Consider the following 17,292-nt stretch of genomic DNA (forward strand, 5'->3'; position numbering starts at 1 on the left):
GTATTTGCCTATACTGGTTACTTCCCCAACACCTCTTTTACCATTTCTCTATTCGGCTTACTCACCGGAATTTTATCGCCACTATCCATTAAAAGTGTTCCACCATCTTCTTTAAGCCAGCTTTTTACAAATTTCGGGTTAACCAGGTGGCTTTGGTGTGCCCGCACAAAACCGTGGGGTTTGAGCAGATCGGAATATTCTTTCAGTGGTTTCGAAATCAGGATTTTATCGCCATTGCTTAAAAAGAAAAACGTGTAAGTGTTATCGGCAAGACAACGCATAATATCATCAACCGAAACATAACGGATTTCGTGCTGTTGCGGCAATGCAATTTTCGGCGTACCTGGCTCGTTCTTCTTGATCTGACTCAGTAAAAAATTGAGCTGCTCGCCATGTATTTTGTTTTTGATCCTGATCTCGGCCTTTTCAACAGCTACTTTCAATTCGTCAGGATCTACAGGTTTCAGCAGATAATCCAAGGCAGCAAATTTTACCGCCTGGATACCATAATTATCGTAAGCTGTTACAAAAACTACTTCAAAAGTTTTCTCCGTAAGCTGGTTTAACAAATCGAAACCGGTTGTTTTACCCATCTGGATATCGAGGAAAAGCAAATCCGGATGATGAAGATTAACCTGGCTAAAGGCGTCGCCAATATTACTGGCAATGGCTACCACCTTAATATTGGGGCAATGCTTATCCAGTAAAATCCTCAGATTTTCTAAATTCGCTGCTTCATCGTCTACTAAAATTGCCCGCATCTTACAACCATTGGCTTAGTGTGATCTTAATTACTGTCCCATCTGCATCTGCTTTCATATCCAATAAAAACTGATTTTCTTTATAGATGGAATTGAGTAAAGATATTCTGTTTTTAGTCAAAGCCAAACCTAAACCTTCGTAATCTTGGCTTACATCGAAACCACTTCCATTATCTTTTATACTTAAAACCAGATCTGCTGATTGTGCTGTAAAACCAATTCCGATCTTACCATCATTTCCTTTCTCTGCGATGCCATGTTTTACAGCATTTTCTACAAAGGGTTGCAAAAGCATGGCCGGAATTTCGATATTCTCGACATCTAAATCAGGTGAAGCTGTGATCTGGTACTGAAAACCAAAACGCAATTGCTCCATCTGCAGGTAATCATCAAGCAAGGTTTTCTCAGAAGTTAAGCTGATGAGTTCTTTATGATCTAACACATTGCGTGTTAATCGTGCAAATTTAACAAGGTAGCGGTTGGCATTGTCGGTTTCGTTTTTGTTCATCAGCGTTTGGATACCTGCAAGTGCATTGAACAAAAAGTGTGGGTTTAGCTGTGAGCGGACAGATTCTAGCTGGAGTTTGGCGATTTCTTTTTCCTGAGATTTCTGAGCAAGTATCTTAGCCGCCTTTTTTTTGCGATTATTAAGGATTAAAACCGATATGAGACCACAAAGGCCGCCTACTATAACACTAATTAGTAATAACTCTCGAGAGGTAAAAAGCTTTTCTTTCTTTTCAATAATTGTAAACTTAAATGATGTTTCGGTTAACGTAAAGGGTAAACCTCGTGGTAAGTCTAGCGATCTATATATTTCAGGTGCAATTGAAACCCTATATTTTCCTGGTTTCTTAAAATATTCAGCATCAATTTGTATATACGAATTTTCCCAATTGCTAGCGGTTAGAACTGTTTCTTCAGGATAATCATTGCTATACCTCGTTATTTTCACTTTATAAATAAAATTAACACCAGTATTTTTAATACCTATTGACATCCGCAGAATACTATCATTTACTATGGTTTCGCCATCTTTAAAAGGCTTTCCTTTGAGGAAAAATGCACTTCTTCCTTTTTTCTTAACAAGATCACCGATCTCTTTAACCGATAACCCCTTAGTATTAATCGATTCTGAAAATACAGTCTTGCTTAATATCTTAGCTGGTAATAGAGGCTGATTATAAATTACAGTGGTACTTACCTTAAATTTTTGAGGTAGTTTATATATTTTGATAGTAATCTTTTTATCAATTGCATTGTAATCACCTAAACTCATTGTAAGGTAATTTGGAAAATCACTTCTGCTATTCCATCTAAAATTTATCTTACTTGGAATGGCGTCATCTACGAGGAAAACGCTATCATTCTCTACAATCGAATATCTAAAACATTTTAGGCTGTCTTTGTGTATCCTCATCTCCAGATGTATTGTTTTTGCCTCTCCAAGGAAAACACTATTTTTCAGTGGATCACTTGGTTCATGATTACTAAAAGAAATCCACTTGGTTCTTTCATCAACTCGAAGCAATACAGGACAATTTGAATATGGACTGGTAATACCATATAACATTGAATTTCCATTCGCTTCACTTAAAAAAGTGTTATTTTTCCCTTGGCTCAGTGAGTATAGAGGAAAACATAGGATGATAAGGTAAATTATCTTTTTCATGCGTTTAATTTTTCATAAACATCTTGCAAAAAATTTGTTCAGGAAACATTAAAACAGGATATGGCATGAATAACTTTGTAAAAGAGGGATTTGAGACAGTATTTATATTCGGGAAGAATTAGGTTTCTCGAAGATATTGCACTTCACTACCATTGACAGACTCCAATAGAATGATCGTCATTCCCGCACAGGCGGGAATCTTAAAGCTTATTGCATTACGATTCCCAATCAAGTTGGGAATGACGATTCCAAGCAATATATTAATTCATTAAAATCCGCTGTCAATAGTATTGATTTTTATACAATAAATTAGCACTCAGGATGACAGCTTTTTCTATTATCCTCCGGCTTTTTTCACTTTATAACCATCTTTCTGCAGGATGCCCATTACTTTATCGCGTACATCGCCCTGGATCATGATTTCGCCGTCTTTAACTGAGCCACCTACACCACATTTAGTTTTAAGCATTTTGCCCAATACTTCTAAATCTTCAGTACGCCCTCTAAAACCGGTAATTAAGGTTACCGCCTTACCACCACGGTTCTTTTTATCGAGCATTACCCTTAAATCCTGTTGATTATTTGGCGAAGTAACGGTATCATCAACTTCTTCTTCGTATTCGAATTCTGGATTGGTAGAATACATAATTCCGCCAAGATCACTTAAACTATTTTTCTTTGGTTTCATGTTTTATAAAAGGTTCATTGGTTCACTGGCCATTTGTTCATTCGTTTGGGTGCATAGCCCAACAATTAGTTGCGGCGCAAGATTTGAGTGTGCTAAGCAATCTATTTGATCAGGAATCAACGCCAACCGCCGCACGCTTAGCACAACACTCAAGGAACAATTACTTTGAGCGAGAGCGGATTTACTACCGCGTGTATCTCAGTCCCCATTTGTAAGGGCTCGCCATCTACATGCACTGCACCAGCTTTTTCTCTGGTAATTTTAATGTTTTTGCCTTTAATAATTTCAATCATGTCTGATGTTTCGGCCTTCCCTCTTAACATTACATAACCCAATAATGGCAATTTTATTATCGGAAAAGGTTTAATAATACAAACATCCAGCAAGCCATCTTTTACCGAAGCATTAGGTGCAATATAAACATCGTTGCCGTACTGCGATGAATTGGCAATGCTAATGGCAAAAGCTTTTCTGGTATATTCGGCGCCATCAATGTTTAGCAAATAAGTTTGTGCTTTATAGTTAAAAACCTCTTTAAAACCCAGCTTTACATAACCTGACAGACCGCGTTTTTTATCTTTCGAAAAAACAGCGCTCAAATGGGCATCGAATCCCATACCGGCCAGATTAAAAAAACATTTGTTGTTAAACTCGGCAGTATCAATCTCATCAATCCTAAAATTATTGATCAGGGAAAGTGCATACCTTAAATTTTTCGATATTCTTAAAAATCTGGCAAGGCCATTCCCCGATCCAAGCGGTAAAATCCCCAAAATCTTTTTGTGTTTTAATACTTTACTGGCCACCTCGTTAATGGTGCCATCGCCACCTGCAGCAACAATTACATCGAAATTTTTAGTTGCGGCTTCGTCTGCCAATTCGCCGGCATGACCAACATATTCGCTAAAAACAAAGTTCGGACTAAACTTCTCCTTATCCAGGTATTGATCAATAAAATCAGGGATGCGTAATTTTCCTCGCCCACCAGAGATAGGGTTTATAATAAAGAGGATATTGATCTTTGTGTGCAAAGTGTAAGAATGAGTGCACAAAATAATCTATAATTTTTGAAATAAAGAAAATATGCTAATTTTGCAGCAGTAAAAAAGTGGATTGATTTGCTATCCCGACACCTCGGGACCGGATTGCAACCACTTAAAAAAATTGCTAATGCCTCCTTTCAATCATTTAAACACCTGTTTCCAAGGGGTTTGGCAAGTATTAATTTGTTTATTTACCATTAATTTATTTAATAAATGTCATATTTATTTACATCAGAATCTGTTTCTGAAGGCCACCCAGATAAAATCGCCGATCAAATTTCGGATGCATTAATTGATAACTTCTTAGCTTTCGATCCAGAATCAAAGGTTGCTTGCGAAACTTTGGTAACTACTGGTCAGGTTATTTTGGCTGGTGAGGTAAAATCTAAAACATATTTAGATGTACAACAGATTGCCCGCGATGTAATCAAGAAAATTGGTTACACCAAAAGCGAGTATATGTTTGAGGCCAACTCTTGCGGAATTTTATCGGCAATACACGAGCAATCTCAAGACATTAACCAAGGTGTAGATAGAAGCAACAAAGAAGAACAGGGTGCTGGCGATCAGGGTATGATGTTTGGTTACGCCACCAACGAAACCGAAGATTATATGCCTTTGGCATTAAACCTTTCTCATAAATTATTACAGGAACTTGCTGTTTTGCGCCGCGAAAATAACGAAATCACTTATTTACGTCCAGATGCAAAAAGCCAGGTTACTTTAGAGTACGACGATAACAATAAACCAGTACGTATCGATGCGATTGTAATTTCTACACAACATGACGATTTTGATGAAGAGGCAACAATGCTGGCTAAAATCAAAACTGATTTAGTGAATATCCTGATCCCAAGAATTATCAAAAGTAATCCTGCATACGCACATTTATTTAATGATAAAATTGAATATCACATTAATCCGACCGGTAAATTTGTAATTGGTGGCCCTCACGGCGATACTGGTTTAACCGGAAGAAAAATTATTGTTGATACTTACGGTGGTAAAGGTGCGCATGGCGGTGGTGCTTTTTCGGGTAAAGATCCAAGTAAAGTAGACAGAAGTGCGGCTTACGCTACACGCCATATCGCTAAAAACTTAGTGGCTGCTGGCGTAGCCGACGAAATTTTGGTTCAGGTATCATACGCTATCGGTGTTGCAAAACCAATGGGTATTTACATCAATACTTACGGCACTGGCAAAGTGGGTAAAACGGACGGCGAGATTGCTAAAATTGTAGAATCGATTTTCGATATGCGTCCTTACTTTATTGAGCAACGTTTGAAATTAAGAAACCCAATTTATAGCGAAACTGCTGCCTACGGACACATGGGCCGTACGCCAGAAACGGTTACCAAAACTTTCAGGACACCGAATGGTGAAGAAAAAACAGTTACGGTTGATTTGTTTACCTGGGAGAAATTAGATTACGTAGATCAGGTTAAAGCTGCTTTCGGTATTTAATTCTTCGAATAAATTATAGAAAAGGCGTTCTTGCAGCTATGCAGAACGCCTTTTTTGTTGCGGCCGGTGCAAAACTTGCGGAGTTTGACCGTGCGGTCAGATGTTTCCAGCTGACTGAATAGATTTGTGTCAGGTGGTAACACCTTACACCACCCGAAAAATCATTGATAACTTTTTTGAAAAGCAGGTTTCTGTGTACATCGGCTCCGATAATCCCGCTATACGCTATACTTCGTACCGCTGCTATCGGGTTTAGTTAACTTGGGCTGGTGGCTCTTGGGGAGATAATCCTTGTAAGAAATAAATACACTGAAACTATGCAGACCTCCGGTAATAGTAGCAAAGGCCTACCTACCCAAACCTGATTGAAATGAAAAGCCCGTAAGCCCGGTCCTTCACCGGGAGCGGATTTGTAATGAAAAGCAGGACCGACATTAAAAAGAGCTTCTGCAATTGCTTTCCAAAAACAATACAAATACATACTTAACTATGTATTCCTAGTTAGGCTAACAGCAGAAACGTCTATGGCAAAGAACTTTCTTTTTGAGTGAAAGACCCTGAAATAAATTCAGGGTGACGCAGAGAGAGGTAAGTCTAACTTACGAAGTCTAGGCCAAGTGGTATTTCAGCTCCTGATGGCTGCCTTGCTCAACCACTAAACCTTTATCCAATACAATAATTTTATCAGCATTGTTCAACGTGCTCGATCGGTGCGTAATTACAATTACGGTTTTCTGTTCGGCTTTTAAAAGTTCGATCATGCGTTGTACATGTTGCTCAGAAACCGAATCGAGCGATGAGGTGGCTTCGTCTAAAATCAGGATTTCCGGATCGCGGTATAAAGCCCTTGCAATGGCAATCCGCTGCCTTTGTCCGCCTGATAAAGATGTACCGTTTTCGCCCAGATAAGTCTGAAAGCCCCTAGGCAAAGCCTCAATAAAGCCAATTAAACCCAGCTTGGTGGCAATATCAATAATCCTTTGCATATCGGGCTCTTCTTCGCCAATGGCAATATTGTCGATTACGTTACCAGCAAATAAATCGATCTGCTGTGGCACTACCGATACCACTCTGCGAAGCGACGAGTTGGTAATGTATTTCAGATCATATTTACCTATACGCACATTGCCCGCCTGTATCGGATAAATATTCTGCAGGATAGACATTAGAGTTGATTTTCCCGAACCACTCTCGCCAACAATGGCTGTAAATTTACCTTGTGGAATGGTTAAATTCAGATTTTCGAAAACGGGTAGCCTTGCCCCATAGCGGAAAGAAACATTTTCGAAATGAATATCCCCAATTTTATCGGCACTCAGTTCAATCTGGTTCTCATCACTTTCGCGTTCCAGATCCATAATCTCGAATAACCTGTCGGCCGCAATAACAGCATCCTGTACGGTTTTATTCATCCCGATTAAAGAAGATACTGGTCCTGTAAAATAACCGATCAACGTATAAAACGACAATAGTTCTCCAGGGGTAATCGAATTGCTTAATACATAACCTGCACCTACCCAAAGCAATACAATGGTAATCATGCGCGAAATAAACTCGGTAGAAGTACCCGATACAACGGCATTTATATTCGATTTAAAGCCTGCCTGGAGCAACTTGATGAAACGGGTTTCGGTTTTATCGTTAGCATGATCTTCTAAGCCGAAACGTTTAATGGTACCTACAGCGTTTAAGCTCTCTACCAATTGCGATTCGAGCTCGGCAGCATCTTCCATTAACCTCCTTTGCGTACGTTTGTTAAATTTATCGGTAATTACATAAATTATTAGGTATAACGGGATAACCGTAAGCGTGATGAGTGCCAATTTCCAGTAGTAGGTAAACATCATGATAAATGAGAAGAAAACAATAAAAATGTTGACTACAAAATTTACGCATACATCATTTAAAAATGTTCTGATTTTTACCGCATCATTAATCCTCGAAATAATTTCGCCCACCCGCATGGTATCAAAAAACTGCTGTGGCAAACGGAGCAGATGTTTGTAGTACCCTAAAATAAGCTGCGAATCGATTAACTGGCCTGTTTTTAAGGTAAAAATTGTTTTTGCCGAGCCAATAAACAGCTGTACCAGCAGAATAACCATCATGGCTATGCTCATGAGGTTTAGCAGGTTATGGTTACCATCTACCAGTACAAAATCGACTAATTTCTGAACAAAAATAGAGGTGGATAAACCCAGTACAGTATAAACAATAGCACCAAATAAAACTTGCGTCAGAATGCCTTTATGCGGTTTAATCAAACTCCAAAATCTACCCTGGATTGATTTTTTTTCATTGCCGATCTGAAAGTCTTCTGATGGCAACAATAAGACTAAAGCACCAGTCCATTCCTTTTTGAATTCATCGTGCGTTTTACGGTGCACTTTCCCATCTATAGGGTCCATCACCTCTATAAACTTACTGTTTACTTTGTAAATCACTACATAATGCTGAAGGATATCATTCACAATAATATGTGCTATAGCGGGCGTAGGTATTTTAAATAAACTGTCAAAAGGTGCCTTTACACCTTTCGCTTCAAATCCTAATTTTTGGGCCGCTTCAACAAGTCCTAAAACGGTTGTACCTTTTTTATCGGTTCCGGCAAGCTGCCTGATGCGGGCAACAGCCAAATCCAATTTATAATGAGCAGCAATTGAAGCCAGACAAGCCGCACCACAATCTGTTATATCTCGTTGCTTAACTTTTGTACTCATTGCTTCTATGTTTTTTGGATTAAATTCGGATTAACCCAATCATCAACCTTATCATAAAGTAATTGATATAAACTACGGTCGGTTACTTTAAAACGAGCCGTAAAATTCATTCCTTTTTTGAGGTATCCTTTGTAACCGTTTTTGAGCATCAGAAAATTTTTATCCATTAAACACTTTACCTTAAAAGCAGGCTGGTTACCATTTAAGATCACAATATCGTCCGAAATATCGATCACTTTACCTACTGCCAAACCCCACTGGTTATAATTATAGGCATTGATCTGAAAATGCACTTCCTGTCCTTTTCTAATCAGGCCAATATCTGAAGGATTGATATAACAGTAGGCAGCTAAACCCGCATCGGGCGAAACCTCTCCTACTTTTTGGTTGGCAAATACGTATGCGCCATTCTGCAAACCGACTAAATTCTGAACTGAACCATCTATCGGCGCACGCAATACATATTGTTTTTTCTGCTCATTAAGTTCTGCCTGCTGACCCGAAAGTTGACGCAGCTCATTCCGGTAACCATTGGCTTCAGTTTGCCATTGAGTTTTATATTTGGTACGCACCATTAAATAAACCGATTCGGCCTGCTCTAGTTCGTATTTGTATTTTTCGTATTCAGATTGCGTAAGTACTTTATTCTGATAGAGCTTACTATAGCGCGCAAAATTGCTCGCGGCTTGTCTTTTTGCAATACCAGCATTTTTTGACTCCTGCACATATTGTTGCCAGGACGCTACATATTGGCCGCTTTGCAAATTTGATGACCCACCGTTAAATGATAACAGCGTGCTAATATCTTGTAAAAAATGGGTGATCTGGTTTTTGCGGGTTTCAACCAAGGCATCCTGCTGTTTGGGTAAACCCGCATCAATGGCTAAGAGCGTATCGCCCTGCTTAAGTCTTTTATTATCCGAAAGTTTGTACTGTATTAACCGGCCATTAACCGGTACAATAAGTTCTGTTTTTTCGATGGTCGATTGTAAAACGCCTGTCCCATTTATACTAATGGGTATTTTAACAAATGGAAGGGCAATCAAAACAATTAAAATGGCTGCCACAGCAACGACATAAATTAATTGGCTTGATTTACTAATTTGAGAACGGTAAACGAGAGCAGTATTTGAAATTCTTTCTGTAGAGTAACTGGTTAGCGCCATAGTGTTGAAATCGTAAAGCATCCGCTATTCTGGAAACCAGAACAGCGGATACAATAAATTGCTTATAGACTCCAAACAAGTTTCAAAACATTGGTTACTGTTTTGCTTAAAAATGTCGAAGTGTCTGCACCAACTGCATTTAAAGTTCCTGCAAGAGAAGTTAAAAGTTCGTTTAATGTATTGTTAATAATACCACCACCTTCAACTTGTGACATTTCAGTTGTGTTCATTTCTTTAACACCAAGATTTTTTAATTCTAAACTTTTCATACTAGATTTTTTTTGAGTTTTAAGATCCCTACTCTTTTGAAGGCTTTTCGGGATGCGCCTGATGCTTGGCCAAACACTTCGACGAATGTAATAATATTAGCTATACTGATGTAGTATTAAACACCTAACAAAAACCTAACGATTCGTTAATAACCCCAAAAAAATGCCCCCATCACATAAAAAACGCAATCACTACCAAAAAACTAGGGTATTAGTTTTCATATTCAATTTATTCATTAGCCTGAAACCGCCTTGCATTCTTTTTATTCGCTGATTTTTATTAGTCTGGTTTAAAAAAATAGCTTGATCAGATGCCATTCATTTTCATAAATGCTATCTCTTTTTCTGCGATATGATCGTCGTCAATGGCATACGATTTAATATTGCCAATCTTCATCTCATCAATTACATCAACAAAATTTTGGAACTTGGCCGTTTTAGCTGGCTTGATAATTACGATCATGTATTTGGCAGGATTGTGCTGATGTGTTTCTGCAACCAGTTTCTCATTTTTACTAATTTCTTTTTGAATATTTGCCACAGGTATAATGTGCATATCTGCCTTTTCTATTGTTCCCATGTAGCAAACGGCCTTGTTGTTTTTGCCGAGCAGGATGGTCATGGTACGTGATTCGGGATAGGGTACAATATCTACACCCTCATCTTTAACTGGTTTAGCAATATCTGCCGCATTTAAGCTACCCAATGAAGTGGTGAGCATAAAAAATGCAGTCAATAAAAACATCAGATCTACCATTGCGGTAAGATCTACCCTTGGGACTGGTTTTTTGGTTCTTCCTTTCGCAGCCTTGCCGCTTTGAGATTCGTTTAATGTTGCCATAATAATTTAGGTTTTTAATGATGATGACAAGCGCTATCAAATTGCATAAAAAAAGCGATTAAAAATTTAATCGCTTAAGAAAAAGTCGTCATTGCGAGGAGGAACGACGAAGCAATCTTACAACTGTGGGTTTATGGCTACCGTATTAAGATTGCTTCGTCGGCTGAAAAAGCCTTCTCGCAATGACGATCATATTAATATAATATTACTTCACTGCTTCAATTACACCGCAACCCACCCTTGGCCCTGAGTTACCAGTTGGTTGTGTAGTATAATCGTCGGTACCACCATGCACAATAATTCCGCGACCGATAATATTTTTAATATCGCCATCCTTAATGCTCCATCTATCGGTAGTAACCGAAAGCGTGGCATGGCCTTTATTATCTAACATGATGTTGCCAATGTCACCGCTGTGATAATTGGCAGATCCCCATTTGCCGTGAGCTTCTTTAGTTGGGTTCCAGTGGCCGTGTGTATTTTCACCCATATTGCCACAATCGCCATGTTCGTGAAAGTGGACCGCAACATTACTGTCTGCACGTGCAGCAAAATTCATCTCGATGTCCATCTTAATTTTTCCATCGCTTAATTCGTAAAACTTTGCCGTTCCAATGGTTTTTGTATTATCAGCTGTTTCGGTCAAAGTGGCCTGGGCAATTTCTTTGTCGGTTTTAGCACAAGCACTGATAAGTGCTACACCTGCAATAGCTAAGCTTAAAAGATATTTTTTCATTTTATAAAAATTTAGTTCACATAAGAAACAGATTGACAATCATTTAGTTTGCTTTAAAAAGAAGGATGCTAAAACCATTTCGAATGCCACTTGTTTAAACAGTATAAAATCGTATAACTATGGAACAGCCAATTGCAATGAACACTTTAAGTCAAATTTTGGAGAAATTGAGGCTGAAAGGAAAAGATAACGAATTAAAAATTTCTGATCATGGTAAGATGCAAAGTAAATCGCTCGGAAAAATTTATAGCCCCGAAGATTTAACCATTGTTAAAACTTATCGCTTTGAAGGAGATTCAGATCCTGCAGACAATTCAGTATTGTATCTGGTAGAAGATCAGGAGAAAAACATTGGGTATATATTAGATGCTTATGGCATCTACTCTGATAATGAAGGACCGGCATTTGATGATTTCTTAAAGAAAATTCCTACCGAAAATAGAGATGAACAGGAACTTTTCTGTTAATAGCCTAAAAATTTTATTGGAAGGGAGAATTAGCGTAATCTGATTCTCCCTTTTTGTATTTTAAAATATTAGCAGGTTATAATTCCGTAATTTTGCGCCTCATTTACCAGCGACAGATGAAAAGCAAAATCAATATCCCACCCATACCAGCCGTTTTACTGTCTATTATCAGTGTGCAGTGTGGGGCGGCAATTGCAAAAGGGCTTTTCCCACAAATTGGCGCTGCTGCTACCGCATCGTTACGGATCGGTTTATCAGCGATCATCTTATTAATCGCTTTTAGGCCAAACTTATTTAAACTAAATGCCAAACAATGGAAATATGTTACCCTATACGGTGTTTGTTTAGGGGTAATGAATATGGTATTCTATATGGCTATAGCAAGAATTCCGATTGGTTTAGGAGTAACTTTAGAATTTGTTGGCCCATTGGGCCTGGCTATTTTTGGATCTAAAAAACCTATAGATTTCCTTTGGGTAGTACTGGCCGCAGCCGGCATTGCACTAATTGCCCCCTGGACTAGTACAGGGCTAAATGTTGTGGGTGTATTGTTGGCACTTTTAGCCGGCATTTTTTGGGCAGCCTATATTATACTGGGTGGTAGGATCTCAAAAATAATGAAAGGTGGTGATGCTGTTGCCATTGGAATGTTATTCGCTACCATAGTCATCTTGCCATTTGGTGTTTTTAGCGACGGCTTAAGTGGCCTTAATCCAAAATTACTGGGTTTAGGAGCAGCGCTTGCTCTACTATCAAGCGCCATCCCATTTACCCTCGAAATGAGAGCCCTTAAGCAGCTCCCTGCCCGGACTTTCAGTATTTTAATGAGCCTCGAACCTGCCATGGCTTCATTAGCTGCACTCGTTTTTTTACAAGAATACCTCACTTTAAAAGAGTGTTTTGCCGTGGCTTTCGTTGTTATTGCTTCTGCGGGTTCTTCGTTAACAGCCAGGCGTGCAAAACTGTAATTAGGCCAGTTTTTCTGTTTTATAGATTACAATGCCATCCGTCAATGTATCTGCTTGCGCTACAAAGGCTAAAATATAAGGCTGCTGATCGTGGAGATCCAAACCTGCCTGATCTTTCCACTCCTCCTGAAAAATAAAAGTATTATCAATTGCAGATTCATGCAGATCATACTGAATGCAGGCTTCCTCTTTGCGGGAATTTACCACCATATCCAGCAGCATAGTTCTTAATGCTGCTGTGGTTTCTTTCTTACTTTTAACAATTGCTGTTAGATAAATGCTCATATACTGCTGTATTTAAAAAATTTTGGGTTAAATGTTCCTCATGCAATTTAAGTGCATTCGTTATATCTGCGTTCTTTTCTACATCGTGAAAATGAATGCCATCTATGCATTCCATTCCGGTAAAAGCGTTCATTCTATGAAAACCAAACAATACACCATCATCTACACTGGTTTCCATAAAAAATTCTTCAGGTAAGGTAAATGCTTCTTTTGGTGCATTCCACGATGATGTTACCATGTACTTACGACCGTGCAACATCCCTCCGGTGCCGTAGTTTCTTGTCGGATTATCTGCTTTACGGCCATCACTTACATAGATTCCTTTTTTATGCCCTTCGGTAAACACAACATCGATATATTGTTTAAACCCATATGGTAACTGAAACCACCAGATGGGTGTATGGTAAATTACAACATCTGCCCAAACATATTTTTCTACTTCCTCTTTCGGATCATAATCATGATTAATGTTAGTTGTTTTCACTTCGAAATCTGCCAATGAAGAAAAGAAACTGGCTGTAGCATCAGCTATTGTTTCGTTAAACCTGCCCCCTGAGTGACCAAATTTTTGTCCCCCGTTGATGATGAATATTTTTGTCATTTCGTTTTTCTATTTGATAAGACAAAATTACAGCGCCTAAATCTATTATTAAAACAAGTTAATTCATAGCTTTGTATCAGAATTATAATAGCAAAATTATGGTTAATTTAGAATGGTACAGAAGTTTTAAGGCAATTTATAAAACGGGAACCTTAACCGGTGCAGCAGAGAACCTGTTTATTTCGCAGCCCGGGGTAAGTTTGCATTTAAGTTCTTTAGAAAGTTACGTCGGCTATAAGCTGTTCGAGCGTACGGGCAGGAAGATGATTCCGACCGAAAAAGGAAAAGTGCTTTATAATTTCATTGTAGAGCCGCTTACAAAACTTGAGGATGCTGAAAAACATTTTCAAAAAAGCACTGAGAAACATACACCAACCATTAGCGTAGGCATGTGTTTCGAAACTTTTCAGATTACACTCGAACAATATATATCTACACTTCCTTTTAATGTGATCATCCGTTTCGGCGAATATCCTGAAATGTTAGACCAATTGGATAAAGGTATTTTAGACCTGATTATCACCCCACAAAAAGGCAATTCGGCCAATGTAGAACACGAGGCTTTTTCCTCCGAAACCATTGTTTTAGTAGGCGGAATAGAAACTGATGGGCAAACTTTTAATTCGTTGGTTAAAAAGAACGATTTAGCCGGAATGGAAGCCTGGTTAAAACAACAAAAATGGTATGGAACAGCCGGCGATATGGAACATCTTCTACGTTTCTGGCAGCTTAACTTTGGCAAACATGCCGATTTTCGCCCTAACTACATTGTACCGAACCTCAATTCGATTGTACGCTGCTTATCCGGAGGAAAAGGCCTGGCTATTATACCCGATTTTCTTTGCAAAAAAGAAGTTGAAGAAGAAAAAGTAAAAGTAATTTGGGAAGGCACCTCAAAACTGACAAACACTTTATATTTTGGTTGTAGGAAAAACACCCAGTATGCATCAGAAATCCACATCATTAAAAAACTTTTTAAGGAGGTTATGGTTAGTATATAGTTTATATTGAAAATGATCATGGTTAGATCCCTGATTTAATTTTGCTTAAACAATAGATAAATAATTATTTCAGATAATACTTTAAGCTTCCATAATGAGTTATCCTAATCACCTTTTAAGTAGCGATCAATTATTAGAAGTTTTTAATTTGACCCATACGGCCACAGCTGTTCATGTTGGCGAAACGGCCATAATTCAGGCGGCAAATGATGCAATGCTCAGAATATGGGGAAAAGACAGGAGCGTAATCGGAAAATCGTTAGAAGAGGCTTTACCTGAACTTAAAGGACAACCTTTTATCGATATGTTCAGGAAAGTATGGTTGGAAGGGCTTGTAATTTCGGGAAAAGGCACTGCCGCCGATATAGTAATCGACGGCGAATTACAAACTTTCTATTTTGATTTCGAGTACCGGGCGATAAAAAACGATGCGGGTAAAACCATCTGCATTTTACATACGGCAATTGATGTAAGCGAGCGGGTACTTAGACAGCAGGCTGTAGAACAGGCGCTTGAAAGAGAAGAGGCGTTACAACGCGAGCAAACTTTAAATGAAGAACTGGCGGCAACAGTAGAAGAACTTGCCACAACCAATGAAGAGCTTGTGGCCACCAACGAAGAGCTCCAGGAAACACAAGAAACGCTGCACGTTTTAAACAACGAACTGGAATTAAGGGTTATTGAGCGCTTTAACCAGCTTTCGGAAAGCGAAAAGCGCTTTAGGACCATGGCAGAAGGAACCGATATTTTTATTGCTGTTGCTGATGAAAGTGGAAATGCCATTTATTTTAATAAATCGTGGGTAAAACTCACGGGCCGATCGATGAAAGATCTGCTCGACTTTGGCTGGGCAGATTTAATTCATCCTGAAGATCGGGATAGGTATATAAATATTTACCTTTCGGCCCTTGCCGAAAAAAGACCTTTTACCGGCGAATTTAGAATACTCACCAAAAAAGGCGATTACAGATGGTTGCTTGCTAGCGGCCCTCCACGTTTTCATGCCGATGGCTCATTCGCTGGTTACATTAGCTCCTGCATTGACATTACAGAACGGAAGTTAATTGAAATAGAGCGACTGAATCTAAATAAACTTATAGAGGCGAGCTCAGAGTTTATAGGCATTGCCGAATTGGATATGTCAATCCAGTACCTAAATCCTGCCGCAGTACAAAAACTAGGCTGGTCTGGCATTTCGAACAGAACAATCTTAGATTGCATTTTTCCAGAAGATCGATTAAAGGCAAAGGAAATTCTACCAGAGATTTTAAAGAATAATACCTTCAGACAGGAGATTCGATTCTGGAATGAAAAGACAGGACATCCTTTTTGGATTGAATGGAATGGCTTTGCCATTCGAAATGAAACCGATGAAATAGTTGCCATTGCTACGGTAAGTCCTGATATTACAGAGCGAAAACTTTATCAGGAAGAACTGCAAGGCATAAATATGGAAATGGCAGCAGCAAACGAAGAGCTGGCCACTACAAATGAAGAGCTTGCTAAAACGCATGATGACCTTATCAAGTACACCAATAAACTATCAGACAGTGAGGAAAAACTCAGACAGGCGATAGAAACCGGCAGAATGGGTACATGGAGCATCAATCCGAAAACACTTGAAGTTACGATGTCGAGCTTTGTTAAGGACTTGTTGGGCTTGCCTTTGGATAAACCTGCAGAAATGGATATGATTATGAAGGCCGTGAATCCGGATTACCATAACATGCTTTTTTCGGCGCTGGATAATGCCATAAAAAACCATTTACCTAGTGATACGGAATACCCGATTAACAATTTAATTAATGGTCAGGAAAAATGGGTTAGAGCAACCGGGCGTGTTTTTTTAGATCAACAGGGAAATCCAACGGAGTACTCTGGCCTTTTCATCGATATTACGGAGCAAAAATTAGATGAGATTCGAAAAAACGACTTCATCGGAATGGTTAGTCACGAGTTAAAAACACCGCTAACTGCAATTAATGGTTTTGTGCAGGTTTTGCAGCGCAAAGCAAAAAAAGATGAAGATAATTATGCCATTATTGCTTTAGATAAAGCGCACAGCCAGATCAGGAAAATGACCGCCATGATTAATGGTTTCTTAAATGTATCCCGTTTAGAATCGGGCAAGCTGCTTATCGAAAAAACAAACTTTAGCTTAGATGAACTGCTGAAAGAAACCATCGAAGAAACTTATGTGTCACAATCTTCGCATCAAATTATATTAAACCCAACATGCGAGGTTAACATTAATGCCGATCGGAATAAAATCGGGAATGTGCTTTCTAACCTGATCAGCAATGGCTTAAAATACTCAGACAATGGTACACGTATCGAGATTACCTGCAAATTGCACCATACTGAGGTTGAAATTCAGATTAAAGATGAGGGAATAGGGATAAAGCCGGAAGATATTGATAAACTTTTCGAACGTTATTACCGCGTGCAGGGTAACCACACCATTTCGGGCTTTGGGATCGGGCTTTACTTAAGCGCCGAAATTATTGAAAGACATGGCGGCCGGATATGGGCAGAAAGCGAAGAAGGTAAGGGTTCCGTTTTTCATTTTACTTTGCCATTGAGTTAATTAGCACAGTTTTTACCGCAAAG

16 protein-coding genes are annotated in these 17,292 nt (G+C 38.9%); 5 read left to right on the forward strand and 11 right to left on the reverse strand.

What is annotated here, in order from left to right; all coding sequences use genetic code 11:
• Positions 1–17: 17 nt before the first annotated feature.
• From AC1DNH_RS17465 to AC1DNH_RS17480, 4 genes are all read right to left on the reverse strand, one after another.
• On the reverse strand, positions 18–761 hold the full coding sequence (locus AC1DNH_RS17465; RefSeq protein WP_477609391.1) for a LytR/AlgR family response regulator transcription factor: 744 nt from the start codon (positions 759–761) through the stop codon (positions 18–20).
• Position 762: 1 nt separating this feature from the next.
• Entirely contained in the window at positions 763–2,433 is a 1,671-nt protein-coding gene (locus AC1DNH_RS17470; RefSeq protein WP_477578668.1) for a sensor histidine kinase, read from the reverse strand.
• Between the two features lie 337 nt (positions 2,434–2,770).
• Positions 2,771–3,121: a translation initiation factor gene (locus tag AC1DNH_RS17475; protein ID WP_230142598.1), complete on the reverse strand. Its 351-nt coding sequence runs from the start codon at positions 3,119–3,121 to the stop codon at positions 2,771–2,773.
• A 149-nt stretch (positions 3,122–3,270) separates the two neighbouring features.
• Positions 3,271–4,152, reverse strand: a complete 882-nt coding sequence (locus tag AC1DNH_RS17480; protein ID WP_477609389.1) for a diacylglycerol/lipid kinase family protein — start codon at positions 4,150–4,152, stop codon at positions 3,271–3,273.
• 225 nt (positions 4,153–4,377) lie between these two features.
• Here AC1DNH_RS17480 and metK point away from each other — a divergent pair, with 225 nt between their 5' ends.
• Positions 4,378–5,628: a methionine adenosyltransferase gene (metK, locus tag AC1DNH_RS17485; protein ID WP_029277640.1), complete on the forward strand. Its 1,251-nt coding sequence runs from the start codon at positions 4,378–4,380 to the stop codon at positions 5,626–5,628.
• Between the two features lie 608 nt (positions 5,629–6,236).
• Here metK and AC1DNH_RS17490 read toward each other — a convergent pair.
• The 5 genes from AC1DNH_RS17490 to AC1DNH_RS17510 form a co-directional block, all read right to left on the reverse strand.
• Positions 6,237–8,348 carry a peptidase domain-containing ABC transporter gene (locus tag AC1DNH_RS17490; protein WP_477578664.1) on the reverse strand — a complete coding sequence of 704 codons (2,112 nt, stop codon included), beginning with the start codon at positions 8,346–8,348 and terminating at the stop codon, positions 6,237–6,239.
• 5 nt (positions 8,349–8,353) lie between these two features.
• Positions 8,354–9,514 (reverse strand): HlyD family secretion protein, encoded by a 1,161-nt coding sequence (locus tag AC1DNH_RS17495; protein WP_215129394.1) that lies wholly within the window; start codon positions 9,512–9,514, stop codon positions 8,354–8,356.
• Between the two features lie 62 nt (positions 9,515–9,576).
• Positions 9,577–9,783, reverse strand: coding sequence for a bacteriocin (locus AC1DNH_RS17500; RefSeq protein WP_215129392.1), 207 nt, complete (start codon positions 9,781–9,783; stop codon positions 9,577–9,579).
• Between the two features lie 307 nt (positions 9,784–10,090).
• Positions 10,091–10,624: an ExbD/TolR family protein gene (locus tag AC1DNH_RS17505; protein ID WP_477578662.1), complete on the reverse strand. Its 534-nt coding sequence runs from the start codon at positions 10,622–10,624 to the stop codon at positions 10,091–10,093.
• Between the two features lie 205 nt (positions 10,625–10,829).
• A complete protein-coding gene (locus tag AC1DNH_RS17510) occupies positions 10,830–11,360 on the reverse strand; it encodes a superoxide dismutase family protein (protein WP_215129389.1) in 531 nt (176 codons plus the stop codon).
• A 119-nt stretch (positions 11,361–11,479) separates the two neighbouring features.
• Here AC1DNH_RS17510 and AC1DNH_RS17515 point away from each other — a divergent pair, with 119 nt between their 5' ends.
• Positions 11,480–11,827, forward strand: coding sequence for a hypothetical protein (locus tag AC1DNH_RS17515; protein WP_215129386.1), 348 nt, complete (start codon positions 11,480–11,482; stop codon positions 11,825–11,827).
• 116 nt (positions 11,828–11,943) lie between these two features.
• On the forward strand, positions 11,944–12,795 hold the full coding sequence (locus AC1DNH_RS17520; RefSeq protein ID WP_477578659.1) for an EamA family transporter: 852 nt from the start codon (positions 11,944–11,946) through the stop codon (positions 12,793–12,795).
• Here AC1DNH_RS17520 and AC1DNH_RS17525 read toward each other — a convergent pair whose 3' ends face one another.
• Positions 12,796–13,080, reverse strand: coding sequence for a putative quinol monooxygenase (locus AC1DNH_RS17525; RefSeq protein WP_477578657.1), 285 nt, complete (start codon positions 13,078–13,080; stop codon positions 12,796–12,798).
• Entirely contained in the window at positions 13,052–13,681 is a 630-nt protein-coding gene (locus AC1DNH_RS17530) for an NAD(P)H-dependent oxidoreductase (protein ID WP_477578655.1), read from the reverse strand. Before AC1DNH_RS17530 ends, AC1DNH_RS17525 begins: the two co-directional genes overlap by 29 nt.
• 98 nt (positions 13,682–13,779) lie before the next feature.
• On the opposite strand from AC1DNH_RS17530, the gene AC1DNH_RS17535 reads away from it, so the two are divergent.
• Together AC1DNH_RS17535 and AC1DNH_RS17540 are read left to right on the forward strand one after the other, a co-directional pair.
• The gene (locus tag AC1DNH_RS17535) at positions 13,780–14,682 is read left to right on the forward strand and encodes a LysR family transcriptional regulator (protein WP_477609088.1); all 903 of its coding nucleotides are present in this window, start codon (positions 13,780–13,782) and stop codon (positions 14,680–14,682) included.
• Positions 14,683–14,776: 94 nt separating this feature from the next.
• The gene (locus tag AC1DNH_RS17540; RefSeq protein WP_477578652.1) at positions 14,777–17,269 is read left to right on the forward strand and encodes a PAS domain S-box protein; all 2,493 of its coding nucleotides are present in this window, start codon (positions 14,777–14,779) and stop codon (positions 17,267–17,269) included.
• Positions 17,270–17,292 lie beyond the last annotated feature (23 nt).

The organism is Pedobacter sp. 01N310 (assembly GCF_056399805.1).